The sequence below is a fragment of the Spirosoma koreense genome, from assembly GCF_054777875.1.
The window spans coordinates 463,753-482,776 of the sequence record NZ_BAAHAC010000002.1 but is presented as its reverse complement, the minus strand read 5'-3'; the positions used below and the strand labels follow the sequence as shown (position 1 = coordinate 482,776).

The following is a 19,024-nucleotide window of genomic DNA, read 5'->3' as shown; positions in this document are numbered from 1 at the left end:
ATTTTATACTAGTGAGATTGATACGTCAAAAAGCATACCACCGTATGTTTTAGCTAGTATAACCAATGGGCAAAGCAAATGTTGGAATTGTTTTCTACAAATAGCGTAGAATGGTATACACGTCGTAAGTAAACGCCATCTTATTTTACTGTCACAAACGTAGCTCCATGATAGCTGCGATAATCACCGTTATACATGGCATCGGCCGATACTGGCCCCACCGCAAACCGTCCCTTCGACACCGCCCTGGCCAGGTAATAAAATGTTTGTTCGGTGCCCGTAACCGTTGTGTAAAAATTCAGCCGATCGTCGCGCAGATCAAACTGATCGGGAATAGACGCATTTTTTATCCAGGGCATGTCACGTGGTTCGGTTAAGCGTGGATTTTCTACTTCGAGCCCGGCGGGCAGCAAATCGGTTAGAACGACGTTCTCGACACGAAGGCCATTGGTGCTGGAAAGCGTCAGTTTTACTACGACCAGATCGTTCTGCCGAATTTCGTTCATCGGCCGACCGTCGCGGTTTAGATAGACTCGACGGACGCGCAACCCCTGATCTTCCTGCATAATTTTCCCGGAAGCCGGTACGCCCTCACTCTGAGCAAAATAATACACATTGCCGGTTCCCTGGGTCTGTATAGTCAGCGGTAGCCCGGTCGGAACTCGTTTCAGAGTCAGCAGCGCATTGGTTAGGGTTCCCAGGGGTTTGTTACCAGCCGACAGGGTTGCCGTAGCGGTACTGTTGACTGCCTGACGAGCTAGTTTGCCAAGTGCCAGAAAGGCAAAGGCGGCTTCCTGAGTATTTAAGTAGCTGGTTTGTTTCAGGGCCCCTGATAACTGTCGGGCCAGGGTCGGGATCTGAAGATTATTACGGTCAGTCTCTACCAGCGCATCGAGAACAAGGGCCAGATTGCGGATGGGCGAAGCGTAGCTACCGCCCGTCTGTCGTCCGGTTATCGTGTCGGTAAAGCGCTTAGGTAACAGGGCCGTCGAGCTGCGAGTGTCGCCGACCCGGAAGAAAGCCGACGCCAGCAGATACCGGCTATCGGGTGTCAGCAGGCCGACATTCTGTTTGTAATAATTCATGGCCGATCGATTTGGTTTACCGGCTACCGCCAGAACATAAAGACTGTAGAGAGCGGTTCGGCTGGCTAGTTTATGAACCGTCTGGCCACCTGCTTCATCGACCATAACGGTATTTTCCAGCGCCGGATTATTTGTCGATGTAGTCAGAAAATCAATGGCTGAACTTAGTACCGACGGACGTACTTCGTAACCTGCTTCCTGTGCTTCGGTTAGAAAATGAACGGCATATGCACTGGCCCATTCATCGACGGGTATAGCACCTGTACGCGCCGTTACGATCCCCGGCCACATGGTAAAACCGCCGTTGGGCGTCTGCTGGCCTTCCACCTTTTGAATGGCCTGTCTGACATTCGTGGTTGGGTTGAGGTCGCTGTCGCCCGCCCGAACGAAATACGTATTGGTGGCCAATTGTTTAGTCAGATCGGCAAAATAGAGTTGCGGGAAGGCTTTGGAAATCGTCTGTTCGATACAACCGTGCGGATAACCCAGCAAAAAAGACAGCTCACGTCCGTATTGAGCAACTGGCGACCGGCTCAGAGTAATGCTCGCCCGGGCGGTTCCTGGCAGGAAATTGCCGACTAGCTGTAACCGCTGCGACTGCCCACTCGCAACGACGCCCGAAAGCGTGGTTTTTTGTAGTGAAACCGCCGGACGGACCGTCACATCCGTTTTTTCGGTAAAGGTTTCGTTCAGTCCTTTCACCGTTACCATGATCGTGCCTGCACCAATGGCCTGTTTAGCCGTAAGATGAAAAACGGCGCGACTTTCCCGGCCGGGAAGTAGAGTAAGCTTCTGGCTACTTACACTATCGGCAGTCAGGGGGCCACTCAGCGTCAATTGAGCCGTAACCGCTGCCGTTTGTTTGGTGGTATTGCTCAGATTGACGGGTAGATCGAGCTGATCGCCGGGGCTTAAAAACCGGGGGACGCCGGTGCTGATAACAATTGGATCGGCTACCTTCATGTTGCTGTTGGCCGACCCAAACGCATTGTCCTTATAAGCAACAGCCATGACGCGCAGATTGCCCGAGAACTGGGGGATATCTACCGAAAACTCCGCTTCACCGTCTGAGTCTGTGTTGAGAATACCGCTCCAGAGCGCCACCAGTCGGACACGGCCATTACTTAGCGGATTGACCCGCCGTTCCAGATCATATCCGTCTCCGCCTGTGCTCGACCCTGACTTGAGCGATAATTCCGGATAGAGGAGGGCATACAGATCGTGGCTACCTACTTCGAGCGCCCGTTTCTGGTAGAAAAAACCATGTGGGTCGGGAGTTTTGAAGTTTTTGAGTTGCAGAATACCTTCGTCTACCACCGCTACGGTCACCTGAACGTTGCCTGCGGTTTTTACCCGGATCGTCTGCCGTGTTTTCGAGCGCGACTGTGTAACCGCCCTTATGGCAACCGGGAGTTTTGTATCGACATCCTGCACGGTTATCGGCGCAAAACCGTGCGCAACCGTTAAGGGAAGATTGGAGGGCCCCGAGCCCTGTTCCTTGACGGGCCGAATAAGCGTTGCGGTTATGTACACATTCGGCAGATGCGATTTGCCGACCGAAAAGCTCCATTCTGCCGACTTATTGTTGGTTGTCAGCCAGTGATGTTCGAGAACCCGGTTTCGCTCGACGGTCACCAGCAGTTTACCGTCGAACGGTGCCTTGATGAGTACGCTGGCTTTATCGCCAGTCTGATACGAAGGTTTGTCGAAGGTCATCAGGACCTGCCCTTCCTGACTAACCTCGAACGATGATGCCGATGTGCTGCCATACCCATACGCATAAAAGCCGGTAGCCAAATAGCCACCTGCGCCCGGTCGGCGAACCCGGATTTCGTACTCGCCCGAAACCGCCGGAACGTATCGAAAGCCTGCCTTCCCGCCCTTGAACAATAAAGTGTTCGTATAAACGGGTTTTTCTTGTCGGCGGGTCATATATTTTATCTGGCCGGGGCCGCTGCCTTCATGCTGCTTTTCGATAACGGTCTGATAATCGTAACGAACAACCTCAATCTGTGCGGAAGCCGACGGGCGTAAGGTGCCTGCAACATCCAGCGCCACCAGATCGGCAGCTACCGGTGCGTTCGTGGCCACATAGCGGTCGGGAAGCCGTATGCCGAAGAAAGTATCCTGAGTCAGGATATCGAAACGCCGGAGCCGATTGACCGGACGACCATTTTCGTCGAAGACGGTTACGAAAAGTTTGCCTTCCAGCAGTCCAATATCCTGATAAAGAGCCGGAATCAGGAAACGTTCTGTAGCTTGTCCGTTGGCGTTGGTGCGGCCCTGGCGAAGTTCTTTCGGGAAAACGTCGGTCCGGTTGCCGGGTTCAGTGGTTGGCGAACCGGCTCTTGCTGATTCGCTGGGAATGGAGAAATCATATTCGCCAAAACCTGCCGGAGCGAAAACTTTTCGTTTTAGCTGAAACTCCATTTCGTAGGCTCGGTCGGAAGCGGGCGGTCCGAACAGATTCGTAGCGGTTGCTGAAAGCGTAATCGTCTGGCCGGCTCTGTAGCTTGTCCTGTCCGTCAGCACATCCACCTTGATTCGGTCGGGAATAAATTCTTCGACGCTAATGGTCTGTGAGGTCAGCAGCACATTGTTGGCATTGAGCACTTCGACAGTATAGCTGCCAGTTACGGAAGCTGGATTCAAGGGCACATCGGTCGTCACGGCGCCCTGCGTATTAGTCGTTTTACGAAAGGATTGTAACTCGCGGCCATTAGGCATGAGTACCCGGATCAGGATAGGAATTTCGCCCACGCTCTGCCAGGTCTGCGAGCGAACAATAGTATTGAAATGAATCGTCTCGCCAGGTCGGTAAATATCACGGTCGCCGTATACGAAGGCATCGAAACCCGATTCGTTGTCGCGTTTGCCCTCGACGGCATAGCGTGAGGTTTCGACCTGAGTGTCGGGCAAAAACAGAAAGTTAAAATCATCGTCGGTCCGGGCTGTCAGTAAAGCGATCCGGAAGCCGGGGGCCTTTTGGCTTACTTTGTCGAATTTTGCAAAACCGCTCCCGTCGGTTTGCAGCGTGAAGACTGTCTGGTTATTGCTGCTGACGAGCGATATCTCGACGCCCTGCAGTGGTTCGGCCGTGTGTATCGAATTGGCCCAAATCAGTACTTCGTCGTTTGTCTGACGAGCTATCAAGCCAATATCGGACAGGGAAACCAGTTGATTGGCCTGAAGATAGGCTTCGTCTTTTGAGTCGACCGAGATCAGATACACCCCCCGGAGCGGGTGTTCCCGAAACGCACTCTGCTGATCGGGTAGGGCCAGATTCAGAGCCGATACGCCCCGTACTTTTGGCAGGTCAGCTGTTTCCACCGTTTTGTCGACCAGCACATCGCTTAGATTCCCCGCTTCATCCTGATCGTAGTTGAACAAACCTGATGGCCCCCACTCACCGGTCGCGTTTTCTTTATATTCTTCGTACCGGTTAGATCGTAGGTAATTCAGAATATTGTTCTCATACACGCGGGCAATTTTGACCTGCACCCTGGGAATGTTAACGATCGAAAGTCCAATATTTCGTTCGCCTTTCGAAGATAGGTAAAGTGCTTTTTTAGTGGCAAACTGAATGCTGGCGGGCATTTTTCCGAAGAATAGATCTCGCCTTACGGGCTCTTCCAGATGCGCCCCCAATACGCCTTTGAGCTGATCGGTCAGTGTCAGCACGTAGGTGTCCGTTTCGGTAAAATTGCCCCGGATGATGAAGCCGTTTTCGGTTAGCTCTGCCGTAGTTTCGAGCTGGGGCTGGATCGTATAATACTGACTCAGCGTACCGGGCTGCAACTCCTGGGTGGTAATGATCCGTACGATGCCCTGCGGTCCGTTAGTCGCGCTGTTCTCGAAGCGCGTTTGTACATCGGCCACGTTGACGGTGAAGCGGGAGGGTAAAGCACTGGTTGTTTCGATAACCTCCTTACTGGTGTACGGGGTACTAGGTACTTTGATGCCTTTGTCGACCTTAACGAGCAGAGGTTGCTCATTTCGGGCACCCGGTGCATCAGGAAGCGTCAGAGTAACCGCAGTCTGACCATCGCCCTGCGTGGCTTGTGCCGTCAGGGGTTTATCTTCGGTCGAGACGGTCAGTTTGGCGGCTACCTCTGCCGATGAAACCGGATAGTTGAAATGGAGCCTGGTTTTCGCGACGGCCTGTCCGGTTTCGCGCGAGCGGGTCCACCAGTTTTCGGTGCTGGTCAGTTGCAGATAAGGCGTATGGAAAGCGATCTCGTCGCCCGAAATGCGCAGGTCTTTCTGGTCTGACCGTTTTAATAAATCGCCGGTCAATTCAGCCCTATAGTCAGTAGCAGGTTCGAACGCACGGCTGGGTGAAAAAACCAGTTCGTTGGGAGCCGTCCATCTGAATTTTCCCCGGACAGCTGGTTTAAACCGGATATACTGCGTTGAATCCCAGTTATTCAACTGATTGGTTGGCCCCAGGTTTTTGTTGAACGTAAATGTCAGGTTCTGCGTCTGCTGCACTTCATCGTCGAAATTGCGGCCTACAACCGATACTTCATTGAACGTCAGGCGGGAACATTGAAACAGCAATAAAGCGAGTAAGGACGAGAGTAGAAGCGCGCGTGTTCGCATAGTGAGAGAAGGTAGGAAACCGAACGAATACGGAAAACCCACTCAAAGTTGTTGAGTGGGTCTGGATTTAAAATGCACGAGTTACTGAACGGTTGTCATTGCACCGGAGTGAGCTGAACATTGACAATTTTCCACGAGCCCGACTGTTTGGCACAGACGACCGAAAACGTGACGGTGGCGTCGAACGCCTGCCCCTGAACCTGGCCTTTGGTTTTCAGATTGCCGGTCATGACTGCTGCATCGGCATTGTACTGCCGGGTTTCCGTATTCGAAACAGTCGACGCATCGACCACGACATACCCACCGCTGATGCCCTGCACGAGCATATCGCCACCAACGGAATGCCCATCGTAGTTCGTCATGGTAAAGTCGCTGGCCAGCAGCTTGCTCATGGTGTTGCTGTCTTCATCGAGCAATGATTTAAAGAACGCGTTGCCCAGGCTGGTAGGGTTTTGCGCTGGCTCAGCAGCCTGTTGCGCAAATGAAGTGGTTGCGCATAAACAGGCGATAAAGAATACTAGGATTTTCATGGAAAATACTGGATTTTATTCGGGAAAAATATAAACAATAAATGAATAAACAAATGTACAGGCGTTTATTCGGATCTGATAATGACATATATATCCCGGCTTCGTCCTTTGTCGTCGGCACAGGAAATTTTCAATCTACCCAATTGAGGTTTAAAAAATAAGGCTTCGTTTGGCTTCGCCCGGCGATATAGTTTGTCGTTCAGATACCAGAATACAGTCTGTACATCATTCGGGGCCTGACAGGCTAACTGCAGTTCAGCGGGTTTTTGGGAGTTGATGAAATAGTCACTCCCGTTGTTCAGGCTGGTAATCAACGGGCCACTTTGACCTGAACCTAACTCGCCGAACACACGTTCGCAGGCCGGATTATGAGGAGGTACGACTTCAAACGGAATGTGTCGGCTTTGGTAAAACGAGACGAGTTCGGGCGACAGATTCGGGTAAGTTTGTCGAACGGCTCCTGAATCGGGGAGACAGTAGGTACAATAGGAAAGGGTTCTGGCGGCATTCGTAAAAACTGTTTTTCGATGCTGGCACCGGTGGTAGCGCGAAACGCCCATGATGCAATAGTCCGTCACCGGATTTGTGCAAAATTCACCCGGAACATCCCCCGTTTCGGGACAGATCAGCCGCATCGACAGCCTGGTAGCCGCTCTGGGCGGTTTGAACCAGGCCGTAGGCGAATTGTAATCCAGCACGTTGAAAAGCTGAAAAAGCAAGGGGGTGGCAGTGTTGGCTCCGCTTAGTTCGGCCACTCCGACACCCGAAAAGTTACCGACCCACACTCCGATCGTGTACCGTTGATTATAACCGATGCTCCAGGCGTCGCGTCGGCCATACGAAGTGCCGGTTTTCCAGGCAATACGGGGCAAGTGATAGCTGTTGTCGAAATTAGTTGGAAGATCGGGGCGGGTAATCTGCGTGAGGGTATGCGTAACCAGATAAGCCGCTTCGGGCGAGAGTAGACCGACACTGGTTCGTTGGACTGGCTGATTCGCTGGACGAACAAAACGAAGCGGCTCAAATTGGCCGGCGTTTGCCAGACCAGTATACAGCCGGGTCATTTCTTCCAGGGTAACCCCGCAGCCACCCAGAATCATCGAAAGGCCAAGCTCTTTGGCCTGCTTTTTAATGGCCAAAAATCCCGCTTTCTGTAGCGTAGAGACAAGCGAGGACGTACCCAGCTCGTTCAGTAAAGCCACCGCTGGAATATTCAGCGAGTTTGCCAAGGCGAATTCGGTCGTGACAGGGCCATTGAACCGGCGGTCGTAGTTCTCCGGCTCGTAACCACTGAAATTAGTGGGCACATCGTTAAGCTTGCTTTTGGGAGTGACAAGTCCGGCGTCGAAAGCCAGTCCATACAGGATAGGTTTGAGCGCGCTGCCCGGCGACCGGACCGCACGAACACCGTCGACCTGTCCGCCATCGAGCGTATTAGCAAAATCAGCCGAACCAACGTAAGCTACTACCTCGTGCGACCGATTATCGACTACCAGAATCGCTGTGTTCTGAATGTTAAAAGCCCGGATGCGGTTGGCATAGCGTTGCACCAGCTGCTCGGCCGTTGCCTGCAAAACTGAATTGATCGTTGAATGTACAATCGGCTGAGTCGGCTGTTCGGTCCGCAGCCGAAGCGACACATGCGGAGCTTGCCGTGGGGCTGCGCGTCGGTAAGCAATCAGGGGTTCGTTCAGGGCATCTGCAATGACGGCGTCATCAAATAAGCGACGCGCACGGAAGCGGTTGAGCCAGCGGTTCCGCTCCTGCACGATATGAGCGTTAGTTACTCCCAACCGTAAACTCGACGGTCGGTTTGGAATAATGGCGAGGGTAGTCAGTTCGGCCAGGCTCAATAGAGCAGGTGGCTTTCCAAAATACAGCAATGAGGCCGATTTCAAGCCTTCGACGTTGCCGCCGTATGGAATCAGATTCAGGTACAGTTGCAGAATCTCGTCTTTGGAATAATGAAGTTCCAGCTGAACTGCCCGGACCAGCTCGATCAGTTTATTGCCGTAAGTGCGCCGGCGGGGTTCGAGCAGGCGAATCGTCTGCATGGTGATCGTCGAAGCGCCTGATGTCCGCCGACCCGTCAGCAGGTTCCGGCCAACCGCCCGCAACATGGCTACGGGATTGAAACCAGGGTGATACCGAAAGTATTTGTCTTCTTTGAAAAGGATGGCATCGCGCAGCGTAGGCGTAATTTCGGATAGCTCGGCATACATGCGCCACTTGTCATCGCGACTCAGAAAGGCGTGCAGTATAGAGCCGTCGCGGGCGGTAATCAGGGTCGAATAAGGAACATACGTGTTAACGGGAAAGAAAAAATCGACGCAAAAAAAAATCAATACCGTCGCCACCAGCGTTTTCATCAGACGCCGTTGCCAGATTCGTTTGGCAATGCCGCGGGCATTTATCAATATTGACCTAAACATCGCTGTTCGTTTTGTGACTTCTGCCGCTGACAAGCGGTCAGAAAACCAGCAAAGCCCCTTAATCAACTAAACCAGACCGACCGGATTCCCGGTGCAAGTTAAGCAATGACCATTCAATTTTTCGGTGCAGCCCGCACGGTAACGGGCAGTAAACACCTGCTTACGACAGCCAAAGGCACACAAATTCTGCTCGACTGCGGCTTATTTCAGGGAATCAATACTGACGAGCTGAACGAGCAGTTTGGATTTGATCCGGCTCAGGTCGATTACATGGTTCTTTCTCACGCGCACATCGACCATACTGGCTTAATTCCCAAGTTGGTACGGCAGGGTTTTGCCGGTCCGATCTACACAACCTCGGCTACGATCGACCTGTGCGAAATTATGCTGATGGATAGTGCCCGGATTCAGGAGCGTGACCTGGAACGGGTCAACGAACGGCGTAAGCGCCGGAACCAGCCTGAGCTGGAAGCGCTCTACGACGAAGACGATGTCCGGCAGGCACTATCGCAGATGCATCCCGTTGACTACAACCGCCCCTTTGTGATTTGCGACGAGGTGACGGGTCTATTGACCGATGCGGGGCACCTGCTTGGCAGCGCGTCCGTCAGCCTGACCATCCGTGAGAACGATCAGGAAAAGCACCTGTTTTTCAGTGGCGATATTGGTCGGCCGGACGACAAGATTCTGCGTTCGCCCGAGCCGTTTCCCCAGGCCGATTATATCATCTGCGAATCGACCTACGGCGACCGGCTGCATGAGGCTGAACCCGATATGAAGGCTCACTTATTGCGGATCGTTCAGCGAACCTGCATCGAACAGCAGGGCAAGCTCATCATTCCCGCTTTTGCCGTCGACCGCACGCAGGAGTTGATTTACGCCCTCGATCAGCTCTCGAGTGAAGGTCGCCTGCCCCGCCTGTCAGTGTATATCGACAGTCCAATGTCGGTCAAAGCTACCGACGTGATGCGCAAACACGAGGAAGATTTCAATCCGGATATTCTGGCGTACGTCAAAAAAGACGGCGATGCCTTCGATTTCCCGAATCTGCATTATGTGTCGGACGTCGAGGAATCGAAAGCGATTAACAGCCTCAAAGAGCCCTGTATCATTATTGCGCCATCGGGTATGGCCGAAGCGGGGCGGATCAAGCACCATATCAAAAATAATATTACCAAAGACAACACCACTATTTTGCTGGTTGGATATGCCTCGCCGAACAGTCTGGGTGGGGCTTTGAAGCGGGGGGATAGAGAGGTGACCATTTTTGGCGAACGATACCCTGTACTGGCAAAAGTAGAGATCATGGATTCTTTCTCGGCCCACGGCGATTACCGAGAGATGCTACAATTTTTAAGTTGCCAGAATGCCGCTCAGGTTAAAACGATATTTCTGGTTCATGGCGAATACGATAAGCAACTGATTTGGAAAACGCATTTGCAAAATGCTGGTTTTCAGCATATCGAGATACCGGAAATGCGCCAGCAAGTAACCTTGCCCTGAGTTCTGTTAGGCCACTCCAGAAAAGACGAGCCATAAAAAAAGCCCCGGTCTGTCGACTGGGGCTTTCCATAAATGAGTATCTTTAGGTAAACCGTAACCTGGGTACCCGTGTAAAACAGCGGTTTAACACAACACGATATACTTTGCCAAATTGAGCATAACACCAGCGCTTAAGCTGTTTAATTTCTTTCGGGATGAGTATTTTGATGGCCTTCGCCAGTTCTTTTTCGAACAAAGCCTTATCAAAACTCACCTTCTGAAGGATGGTCTTGATATACTCGAGCATAGAGAGCATAGTACGTCATTTTTTTGGTTAAAGAAGCTTATGGATATCGAAAGAGGTTGACTGGTTCGTTCTATACCCGTAACGTCATTAACCTGATTTTTGTTGTCCAAAATTAGTAATGTTTCTTGAAGTATTCCGCAAATTTCTTGTATTATATTTTTATTACGCAATTGCTGGCCTTGCGCAAGGAGTTGATAATGTGCCTACTATTGAATTAGGCCAAACTGATTTTCCGATTGAACGGCCTTTTACCATTTCGGTTATCATTCCGAACACCGAAACCAGGCCGGTTATAAGTTTTCCGGATATCGCCGGGTTCACAAAAAAAGGTATAACGACTAGTGTGACCCCGGCCGAAATAGGCGAAAAAACCGTCGTCAATCAGGTTACAACGCAAAGCTATCAGGCCCTGAGCGCAGGTCGTTTTCGATTACCGCCGTTTAGCCTGACCATCAATGGCGAAGCTGTCCGCTCCGAAGGGGCTATCCTGATTGTCCGGGCGGCCAATGCGCCTGGTTCTACCGAATCGGCTGGCGCTACTCAGTATAAAGTCGACATTGCTCCCGAAGGCGCTGCTTTTCTATCGCTCCGGGCATCGAAAACGAGTATTTATGCGGGCGAAAGCGTAGCTCTGACACTGTCGTTTTTTGTAGCCGACAATTATCCTTACGAGCTTAGTTTCACGGCGCTCGATAAGCAGTTACAGACTATACTGAAAAAAATACGTCCGGTCAATTCTTGGGAAGAAAGCCTGAACATCAATGAATTGAAGCCCATTCCTGTACTGGTCCGCAACAAAAAATTTCGGGAATTTCGCCTGTATCAGTCTGTTTTCTTTCCGTTGTCGAACCAACCCCTGCGGTTGCCGGCCGTAAGCCTGCAACTGACCCGTCCGAGGCCTAAAATTGGTCCGCCATTGGCGCAGGCCGAAACGGTTTTATTTACAAGCAAGCCCGTTGTGGTGGCTGTCAGGGCTTTGCCCGCTCATCCATTGCGGGGGCGCGTACCGGTCGGGGTCTTTCGGTTGGAGGAGAATTTGGATCGACAGCGGGTCAACGCCGGACAGAGCGTACGGTACACCCTGACGTTTGCGGGAGAGGGCAACATTGCCACCCTGCCAGCGCCCGCCGTGCTCAACGAACGGACCGATATGGATATATTCCCGCCTGAAGAGCGCCATCTGCTGACTCATGCTGGTAATCAGGTGGTTGGGCGTAAATCCTTTACTTATTTTATCGTTCCGCATCAGAACGGGTTGGTACCGATGACCGACCGGTTTCTCTGGATATACTTTAATCCGCAGACTGTACGATACGATACCTTACGGCCTCGACTGGCTCTTCAGGTGGGTGGCCGGAAGCTAATGACCGTCAACAATGCGTCGGCTGTGGCTGGTATCAATAATGCCACTGAAGATGTCGCTTCGGCGGCTTCGGTGGGTAAGTCACTTTATACTGGTATCGAAGCGATGGACAGCACACGGCAATCGATCAGTTTCTCAACGCTTATTCGATCCATTGCCAATGTGTTGATCGTGATCATGCTGCTGGGTATGCTTTTCGTATTCCTCAAACGATGAACGCTGATTTAATGCGTACGGCGTAATCAATAAAACACGAAATTTGCCCTCATGAGCAGTACCTACGGAACAATATTTAAAATCTCTACTTTCGGCGAATCACACGGACCCGCCATTGGGGTAGTCATTGATGGTTGCCCGGCCGGGCTTTCGTTCGATACCAGTTTTATCCAGCATGAACTGGATCGGCGCAAACCCGGTCAGTCCCGGATTACGACCCAACGGCGCGAAGCCGATGAGTTCGAAGTGCTGTCGGGCGTGTTTGAAGGCTACACCCAGGGTACACCCATTGCCTTACTGATCCGCAATACCGATCAGCGCAGCAAAGATTACGGCCACATTGCCGAGCAGTTCCGGCCGTCTCATGCCGATTACACTTACCAGGCCAAATACGGCTCCCGCGATTACCGGGGTGGTGGTCGGTCGTCGGCTCGCGAAACAGCAGCTCGCGTCGCAGCAGGTGCCGTTGCCAAGCTCCTGTTGAGCCAGCAGGGCGTAACTATTCAGGCGTACGTCTCGCAGGTCGGTAAGCTCCGGCTCGACAAGCCATACCAGGAACTAAATCTGGCGCTGGCCGAAGAGAATGCCGTTCGGTGCCCCGATCCGGAAACGGCGGAGCGGATGTTTCAGTACATCGATGACACCCGCAAACGGGGCGATTCGATTGGTGGTATTGTCGACTGCGTCGTATCGGGTGTGCCGGCCGGATGGGGCGAACCTGTTTTCGATAAACTGCACGCCGAAATCGGCAAAGCGATGCTGAGTATCAACGCCGTAAAAGGGTTTGAATACGGTAGTGGCTTTGCCGGTGCGGAGTTATACGGCTCGCAGCACAACGACGAATTTTATACCGACGCCGAAGGACGAGTGCGGACAAAAACAAATCAGTCCGGAGGAATTCAGGGTGGAATCAGCAATGGCGAGGATATTTATTTTCGTACGGCATTCAAACCTGTAGCGACCATTATGCAGGATCAGGACAGCGTCGATATCCACGGTCAATCCGTGACGGTTTCGGGCAAAGGTCGCCATGATCCATGTGTCGTACCGCGGGCTGTTCCCATTGTCGAAGCGATGGCCGCCCTGGTACTGGCGGATATGTATTTACGAAATAAAGTGGCGCAGGTAGAAAAGAAGGCAGTGGGCGTGCTGTGAAAAACTAGTGTACGGCGCTATTCGCCAGCTGATTTTCAATTTGTTATTATAAAATTCTTTAGCGAAACTGTTTTACTTTTATTACCAGCGACTTTGTCATGCTCAGGAACGAAGCATGACAAAGACATTCATTTTGACGTTGCGTCTGACTGATTAAAACAGCTTCAATCTTTAAGTTGACTATACAAATTGTTTATGGCCGTTTGTGGACTCGCAAACGGCTTTTTTTCGCGCTGATTGGCTTGCTGCTCAGTGTAGGCACCCAGGCACAGAGTCGCTTCAGCTTTCAGCGGGGGTTGATGGGAACCCAATTCAATGTTATTCTCTATGCATCGGATAGTCTGATTGCCCAGCAGGCCTATCGGGCAGTTTCTGCCCGGATGGACACCCTGAATCAGGTTATGAGCGATTACCTGGATGGCTCGGAAATCAACCGTTTGTCGGCAACAGCCGGGTCAGGTCGGTGGGTATCGGTATCTGCTGACTTATTCAACGTGTTACGAAAAGCCCGGCGCATTGCCCAACTCTCAAACGGCCGCTTCGACCCGACCCTTGGCGCCTTATCGCTTTTATGGCGGAGGGCGGTTCGGCGGCAGCAGTTTCCAACGGCCAGCGAGCGCCATAAAGCCCGGCAAACGGTCGGCTATCGCTGGATGGAACTGGACAGCACCAACCGCTCGGTGCGACTGCTTCGGACTGGTACTCGGCTTGATGTCGGCGGAATTGGCCAGGGATTTGCCATCGACGAAGCGCGTCAGGTACTGACTCGTTTGGGTATCCGCTCGGCCCTGGTCGACATTGGTGGCGATATACTCGTCAGCGGAGCACCCCCCGGTAGAGCCGGTTGGCGAGTACAGGTAGGTACCGAAAAACAGGGCGATACGACAACGGTACTACTGGCTAATGCGGCCATCACAACTTCAGGCGATACCTACCGGTTTCTGGTACATAACGGTCGACGTTATTCGCACATTATGAATCCACGCTCCGGACTGGGATTACGGCATTTCGTTCAGACGACGGTGCTGGCACCCGAGGGTTATCATGCCGATGCATTGACGAAAGTTTTCAGTATAGCCGGTATTCGTAAAAGCCGTAGGTTACTGCGTCGTTGGCCTGCCGTGAAGGTACGGATCGTTGAACAAAAAAAAGGCCGACTGCGTACATGGCAGTCGGCTCCTTTTTAATAGCGGTATGAATTTCCAGATTGTGTAGCGAGTTATACCGCAATGGTTTTACCCGGTACGGCAATCTGATACCAGCCGTCTTTGTCGGGAAGGCTTTTCGGCATCGCGTCCCAGGCCAGCGTAGTCGGGAAAAGATCGATCTGCGAATTCAGCGCTTCATCCCATTTCACCACTTTACCCGAGTAGGTCGCCATACGGCCCATAAGGGCTGTCATGGTGCTTTTCGCTACTCGTTCGGCATCGGCAAATTTGTATTGTCCTTTGGCGATGGCGTCGAACAATTCGTCGTGTTCGATCTGGTAAGGATTCCCATCGGCTTTGGCGTCGTACGTAAAAATAGGCTGGCCTTTGTAGGATTGCAGGGCGCTGGTTCGCTTTTCCATACCTTCGACCTTACCCTTCGTACCGAGGAACATCTCATCGACCCGGCTGTACGTCCCCTCATAATGGCGGCACTGACTGTTGATGGTTGTGCCATCGGCATAGACGAAATCGACGATGTGGTGATCGAAAATTTCGCCGTAATCCTTACCCGTCCGAACCTGCCGACCACCGGTTCCCTGGCAGGAGACCGGATAACTATCTTTTACCCAGTTCGCTACGTCGATGTTGTGAACGTGCTGCTCATTGATATGATCGCCACAGAGCCAGTTGAAGTAATACCAGTTTCGCATCTGGTAATCCATTTCGGACTGGTTCGGTTGCCGTGGTTTCTGCCAGACACCTCCACTCACCCAATACACCTGGCCACCGATTATATCGCCGAGCGCACCGTCATGAATCCGCTTAATCATCTCCCGGTAGCTGGGCTGATACCGACGCTGCAAACCAACGACTACATTCAGTTTTTTCCGCTTGGCTTCTTCGGCCGCTGCCAGTACCCGACGTACACCCGGTGCATCGGTAGCTACGGGTTTTTCCATAAATACCTGCTTCCCCTGCCGCACGGCTTCTTCGAAATGACTGGGTCGGAAGCCAGGAGGAGTTGCCAAAATCACTACGTCGGCCAGCGCCATGGCCTGTTTGTAAGCATCGAAGCCCACAAATTTATGATCTTCGGGGACATCTACTTTAGGGGTGCCATCAGCCGCTTTGAGACCACGTTCGGTCAGGGCTTTGTAGGCGTTGTCCAGTCGGTCACGGAAGGCATCGGCCATCGCTACGATTTTAACGTTCTGCTTGGTATTGAGCGCCTGTTGGGCTGCTCCTGTACCCCGCCCACCGCAACCGATTAGCGCTACCTTGATGGTATCGTTTACCGAGAAGTGATACCCCTTGGAGGCCTGTGCCGCAAACGGCAGGCTACTGAGTATGGCTCCCCCAGTGAGCAGGCCGGATGTTTTCAGAAAATCCCGGCGATCCTGAGTCGATTCGTTCGTCATATATCCAAATAATTTCGGTTGAGAAAGTTGTCTGATACAGAAGTATGTACACGAGCAAATTTACTATAAGCCGACGGGAAATGTGTGCGTGTAGGAAGATCGCCGTCGGAACGCTAGTTTGTTGATTAGAAGAAAATATTGACTAAAAATAAGATTTCTCCGTATGTTTAGCCCATTAGCCAGTAAGCGATTTCTTCATAGTATCAAACCCATCCGTTTATGAGAAAACTATACCTGTACTCAGCATTCCTACTGAGTCTTTTCTGTTTATTAACCAGCGCCGTATCCGCGCAGACGCGCGTAGCCGGGAGAGTGACCGACGAAGCAAAAAAAGAAAACCTGGCCGGGATCAGTATAGCTGTAAAGGGAAAAGTGATTGGCACCATCACTGACCAACGCGGTAACTTCGCTTTAACGACCACGACCCCTACGCCCTTTACCATTGCCGTATCGGGTGTCGGTTTTCAAACGCAGTCGTTCGTTATCGACGGCAACCGGACAGATTTGAACGTGAGTTTGAAAGAACAGCCGATACTCGGTCAGGAGGTCGTCGTAGCGGCATCGCGGGTAGAGGAAAGCGTCATGCAATCCCCCGTATCCATTGAAAAAATGGATATTCGTGCGATTCAGAATACGCCGGCACCGAGTTTTTATGATGCGCTCCGGAACCTGAAAGGTGTGGAAATGTCGACGCAGAGTGTCACGTTCAGCAACTTCAATACCAGAGGGTTTTCCGGGAATGGCAATACGCGGGTCGTACAAATGATGGATGGGATGGACAATCAGGCACCTGGCCTGAATTTCTCCGTAGCGAATATTGTCGGAATGTCGGAACTGGATGTCGAAAGCGTTGAACTCCTACCCGGAGCCGCTTCGGCCCTATATGGTCCCAACGCGATCAACGGCCTGTTACTGACTACCAGTAAAAGTCCATTTTTGTACCAGGGGTTAAGCGCGAATGTAAAAGTTGGGCTGATGAATGCCAGCAACCGGACCAAACGATACAGCGAGGAAAAGCTTGGTGCTACCCCTTATACGGACGTATCCATACGCTACGCGAAAGCGTTCAACAACAAAGTTGCGTTCAAGGTCAATGTCGGTTATTTGGCCGCTCAGGACTGGCAGGCTACCGACTACCGGGATCAGAGCCTAGTCAATGGGGCTGGCTTATCGGGAACACGAGCTACTAACCGGGGATATGACGGCATCAATATTTACGGTGATACGGATCCGGGATTCACCCAATACCAGATACTTCGAAGCGCGCTCGCACAAGCTACCCCTGGTTCGGGGTCACCGCTGCTGCCCCTCAACCAGGGAATCATGCAGCTAGCCAACCAGTTCGGACCCGTGGCAGGCCTGACCCCTGCACAGGCCTATGATCGGGTATTGACAGATCTGTATTCGGGGCCGCTGAACTTCAATTATACCCGCACGGGCTACCGCGAACGGGATTTGGTCGATTATTCTGCCAAAAGCCTGAAACTTAACGGGTCATTGCACTACCGGATCGGCGAAAAGGCCGAAGCTATCTTGCAGGCTAACTGGGGTACGGGTACCACCGTTTATACAGGAGCAGATCGTTACTACCTGAATCGGTTCAACGTCGGGCAGTATAAAGCGGAAGTGCGTGGGTCTAACTTCTTCGTGCGGGCGTATACCACCCAGGAGCGGTCGGGAGATGCCTATGCGGTCGGGATTGCTGGTCTGGGTATGAATAATACGTGGGTCGTGAATCAGACCGCCAATGGTCCCGTCGTCAATACAGCACCCACGGCGGCCTATTTCGGAGGTGTAGCGGGTAACTATGCGGGGATAAGCTTTCCGGCATTTGCTGCGGACTTACAGACTCGGCTGGCTACGGGGATCAACCCACTGCTTGCTTACCAGGGTGCCGTGCTGGCCAGTCAGGCCAATGCGAACACATACTTCAATCAGGTCCTGCAACTGCCTGGCGTTGGCAATGGACAGGTTTATAAGCCCGGCACACCGGAGTTTGAAGCAAAGCTGAAAGAGGTTACCAGCAAAGCAATTCCAGGAGATGCCAATGGGGTAGGGGCTAAATTCCAGGACCGAACGAATCTGTACCACCTCGAGGCTATGTATAATTTCAACAAGCTTGTCGATCCTAAGACAGTTGAGCTGATCGTCGGTGGGAACTACCGGATTTATGAATTAAACTCGGACGGAACTATCTTTTACAATAACAACGGAAAAGAACCGACGATTAAAGAATATGGCGTTTATGCCCAGCTGCAAAAAAGCATTGCGGACAAACTTCGGTTGACCGGCGCTTTACGGTACGACAAAAACGAGAATTTTAAGGGACAATTCAACCCCCGTCTGTCGGCTGTTTACAGCGTAAATCGGAACAACAACATCCGGGCTTCCTTCCAGACAGGGTTTAGAATCCCAACCACACAGGATCAGTACATCGACCTGTTGACTCCGCAGGCTCGGCTGATCGGGGCTCTGCCACCTTTGCTGCAAAAATATAATCTAACCTCAGCCAACACATATACATACGAGTCCATTCTGGCAGGGCAGCCCAAACCGTATGATTTTCCTACCTTCAAGCCTGAACGCGTTTCGACGATCGAGTTTGGTTACAAAGGCCTGATCAACAGCCGGCTACTGATAGACGCTTACTATTACAATAGTACGTACCACGATTTTATTGGATCGGTTACCCTGATTCAGCCGACGGGAGCAACCACACGTAACGTTTATTCTATCTCTAAAAATTATACCAGCCCAATCAAAACGCAGGGATTTGGTATAGGCGTTGATTACTCCTTACCCGGTAATTTTCAGGTAGGAGGTAATGTATCCAACAACACCTTGAACACGGGTGGAGTGGGTCTGTTTAGTGGCGAAATGAACAAGAACACGCTGGAGGACGGCTTCCAGGTTAAATACAACACGCCTAAATACCGGTATAACATCAGCCTCGGTAATCGAAATATTCGGGGTAGTGGGTTCGGCTTCAATATCGTTTACCGCTATCAGGACGCTTTCGAGTGGCAGTCGTCCTTAGGAAACCCCAACATCAACATTAGTTCCGATATAAATAACCGGCCTATCATTCCGGCTTTCGGCACCCTTGATGCCCAGGTCAACAAGCGTATCTCTTCGATTCACTCGATCATCAAGATTGGGGGGAATAATATTCTGCAAAAAGAGTACACAACAGGTTGGGGAAATCCGACCGTCGGGTCTATGTACTACGTCAGTCTTACCTTCGACCAGTTGATGAATTAACGATCGGTGCCTATCCGTAAAA

At 51.8% G+C, this 19,024-nt stretch carries 10 protein-coding genes; 5 read left to right on the top strand and 5 right to left on the bottom strand.

Going from position 1 to position 19,024, the window contains the following annotated elements:
- Positions 1-140: 140 nt before the first annotated feature.
- The 3 genes from ACYVC2_RS02585 to pbpC form a co-directional block, all read right to left on the bottom strand.
- Complete coding sequence (locus tag ACYVC2_RS02585) at positions 141-5,687, bottom strand: alpha-2-macroglobulin family protein (protein ID WP_461100714.1); 5,547 nt, start codon at positions 5,685-5,687, stop codon at positions 141-143.
- 95 nt (positions 5,688-5,782) lie between these two features.
- Complete coding sequence (locus ACYVC2_RS02580) at positions 5,783-6,217, bottom strand: nuclear transport factor 2 family protein (protein WP_461100713.1); 435 nt, start codon at positions 6,215-6,217, stop codon at positions 5,783-5,785.
- 65 nt (positions 6,218-6,282) lie between these two features.
- Entirely contained in the window at positions 6,283-8,586 is a 2,304-nt protein-coding gene (gene pbpC / locus ACYVC2_RS02575) for a penicillin-binding protein 1C (protein WP_461100887.1), read from the bottom strand.
- Between the two features lie 168 nt (positions 8,587-8,754).
- Here pbpC and ACYVC2_RS02570 point away from each other — a divergent pair, with 168 nt between their 5' ends.
- Positions 8,755-10,152 (top strand): MBL fold metallo-hydrolase RNA specificity domain-containing protein, encoded by a 1,398-nt coding sequence (locus ACYVC2_RS02570; RefSeq protein ID WP_461100712.1) that lies wholly within the window; start codon positions 8,755-8,757, stop codon positions 10,150-10,152.
- Positions 10,153-10,234: 82 nt separating this feature from the next.
- Here ACYVC2_RS02570 and ACYVC2_RS02565 read toward each other — a convergent pair whose 3' ends face one another.
- Positions 10,235-10,447: a hypothetical protein gene (locus ACYVC2_RS02565; protein ID WP_461100711.1), complete on the bottom strand. Its 213-nt coding sequence runs from the start codon at positions 10,445-10,447 to the stop codon at positions 10,235-10,237.
- 334 nt (positions 10,448-10,781) lie between these two features.
- Between ACYVC2_RS02565 and ACYVC2_RS02560 the strand changes: the two genes are divergently transcribed.
- The 3 genes from ACYVC2_RS02560 to ACYVC2_RS02550 all read left to right on the top strand — a co-directional run bounded on the left by ACYVC2_RS02560 (position 10,782) and on the right by ACYVC2_RS02550 (position 14,359).
- Positions 10,782-12,017: a BatD family protein gene (locus ACYVC2_RS02560; protein WP_461100710.1), complete on the top strand. Its 1,236-nt coding sequence runs from the start codon at positions 10,782-10,784 to the stop codon at positions 12,015-12,017.
- Positions 12,018-12,068: 51 nt separating this feature from the next.
- On the top strand, positions 12,069-13,172 hold the full coding sequence (gene aroC, locus ACYVC2_RS02555) for a chorismate synthase (protein ID WP_461100709.1): 1,104 nt from the start codon (positions 12,069-12,071) through the stop codon (positions 13,170-13,172).
- Between the two features lie 176 nt (positions 13,173-13,348).
- A complete protein-coding gene (locus ACYVC2_RS02550) occupies positions 13,349-14,359 on the top strand; it encodes an FAD:protein FMN transferase (protein ID WP_461100708.1) in 1,011 nt (336 codons plus the stop codon).
- Between the two features lie 32 nt (positions 14,360-14,391).
- On the opposite strand, the gene ACYVC2_RS02545 is transcribed toward ACYVC2_RS02550, so the two are convergent.
- Positions 14,392-15,741: a Gfo/Idh/MocA family protein gene (locus ACYVC2_RS02545; RefSeq protein ID WP_461100707.1), complete on the bottom strand. Its 1,350-nt coding sequence runs from the start codon at positions 15,739-15,741 to the stop codon at positions 14,392-14,394.
- A gap of 219 nt (positions 15,742-15,960) precedes the next feature.
- Between ACYVC2_RS02545 and ACYVC2_RS02540 the strand changes: the two genes are divergently transcribed.
- On the top strand, positions 15,961-19,002 hold the full coding sequence (locus tag ACYVC2_RS02540) for a TonB-dependent receptor (RefSeq protein ID WP_461100706.1): 3,042 nt from the start codon (positions 15,961-15,963) through the stop codon (positions 19,000-19,002).
- Positions 19,003-19,024: the final 22 nt, after the last annotated feature.

Coding starts and splice junctions, on each gene's coding strand:
- aroC (WP_461100709.1), top strand. CDS start 12,069: ATGAGCAGTACCTACGGAACAATATTTAAAATCTCTACTTTCGGCGAA.
- ACYVC2_RS02545 (WP_461100707.1), bottom strand. CDS start 15,741: ATGACGAACGAATCGACTCAGGATCGCCGGGATTTTCTGAAAACATCC.
- ACYVC2_RS02580 (WP_461100713.1), bottom strand. CDS start 6,217: ATGAAAATCCTAGTATTCTTTATCGCCTGTTTATGCGCAACCACTTCA.
- ACYVC2_RS02570 (WP_461100712.1), top strand. CDS start 8,755: ATGACCATTCAATTTTTCGGTGCAGCCCGCACGGTAACGGGCAGTAAA.
- pbpC (WP_461100887.1), bottom strand. CDS start 8,586: ATGAAAACGCTGGTGGCGACGGTATTGATTTTTTTTTGCGTCGATTTT.
- ACYVC2_RS02585 (WP_461100714.1), bottom strand. CDS start 5,687: ATGCGAACACGCGCGCTTCTACTCTCGTCCTTACTCGCTTTATTGCTG.
- ACYVC2_RS02565 (WP_461100711.1), bottom strand. CDS start 10,447: ATGCTCTCTATGCTCGAGTATATCAAGACCATCCTTCAGAAGGTGAGT.
- ACYVC2_RS02540 (WP_461100706.1), top strand. CDS start 15,961: ATGAGAAAACTATACCTGTACTCAGCATTCCTACTGAGTCTTTTCTGT.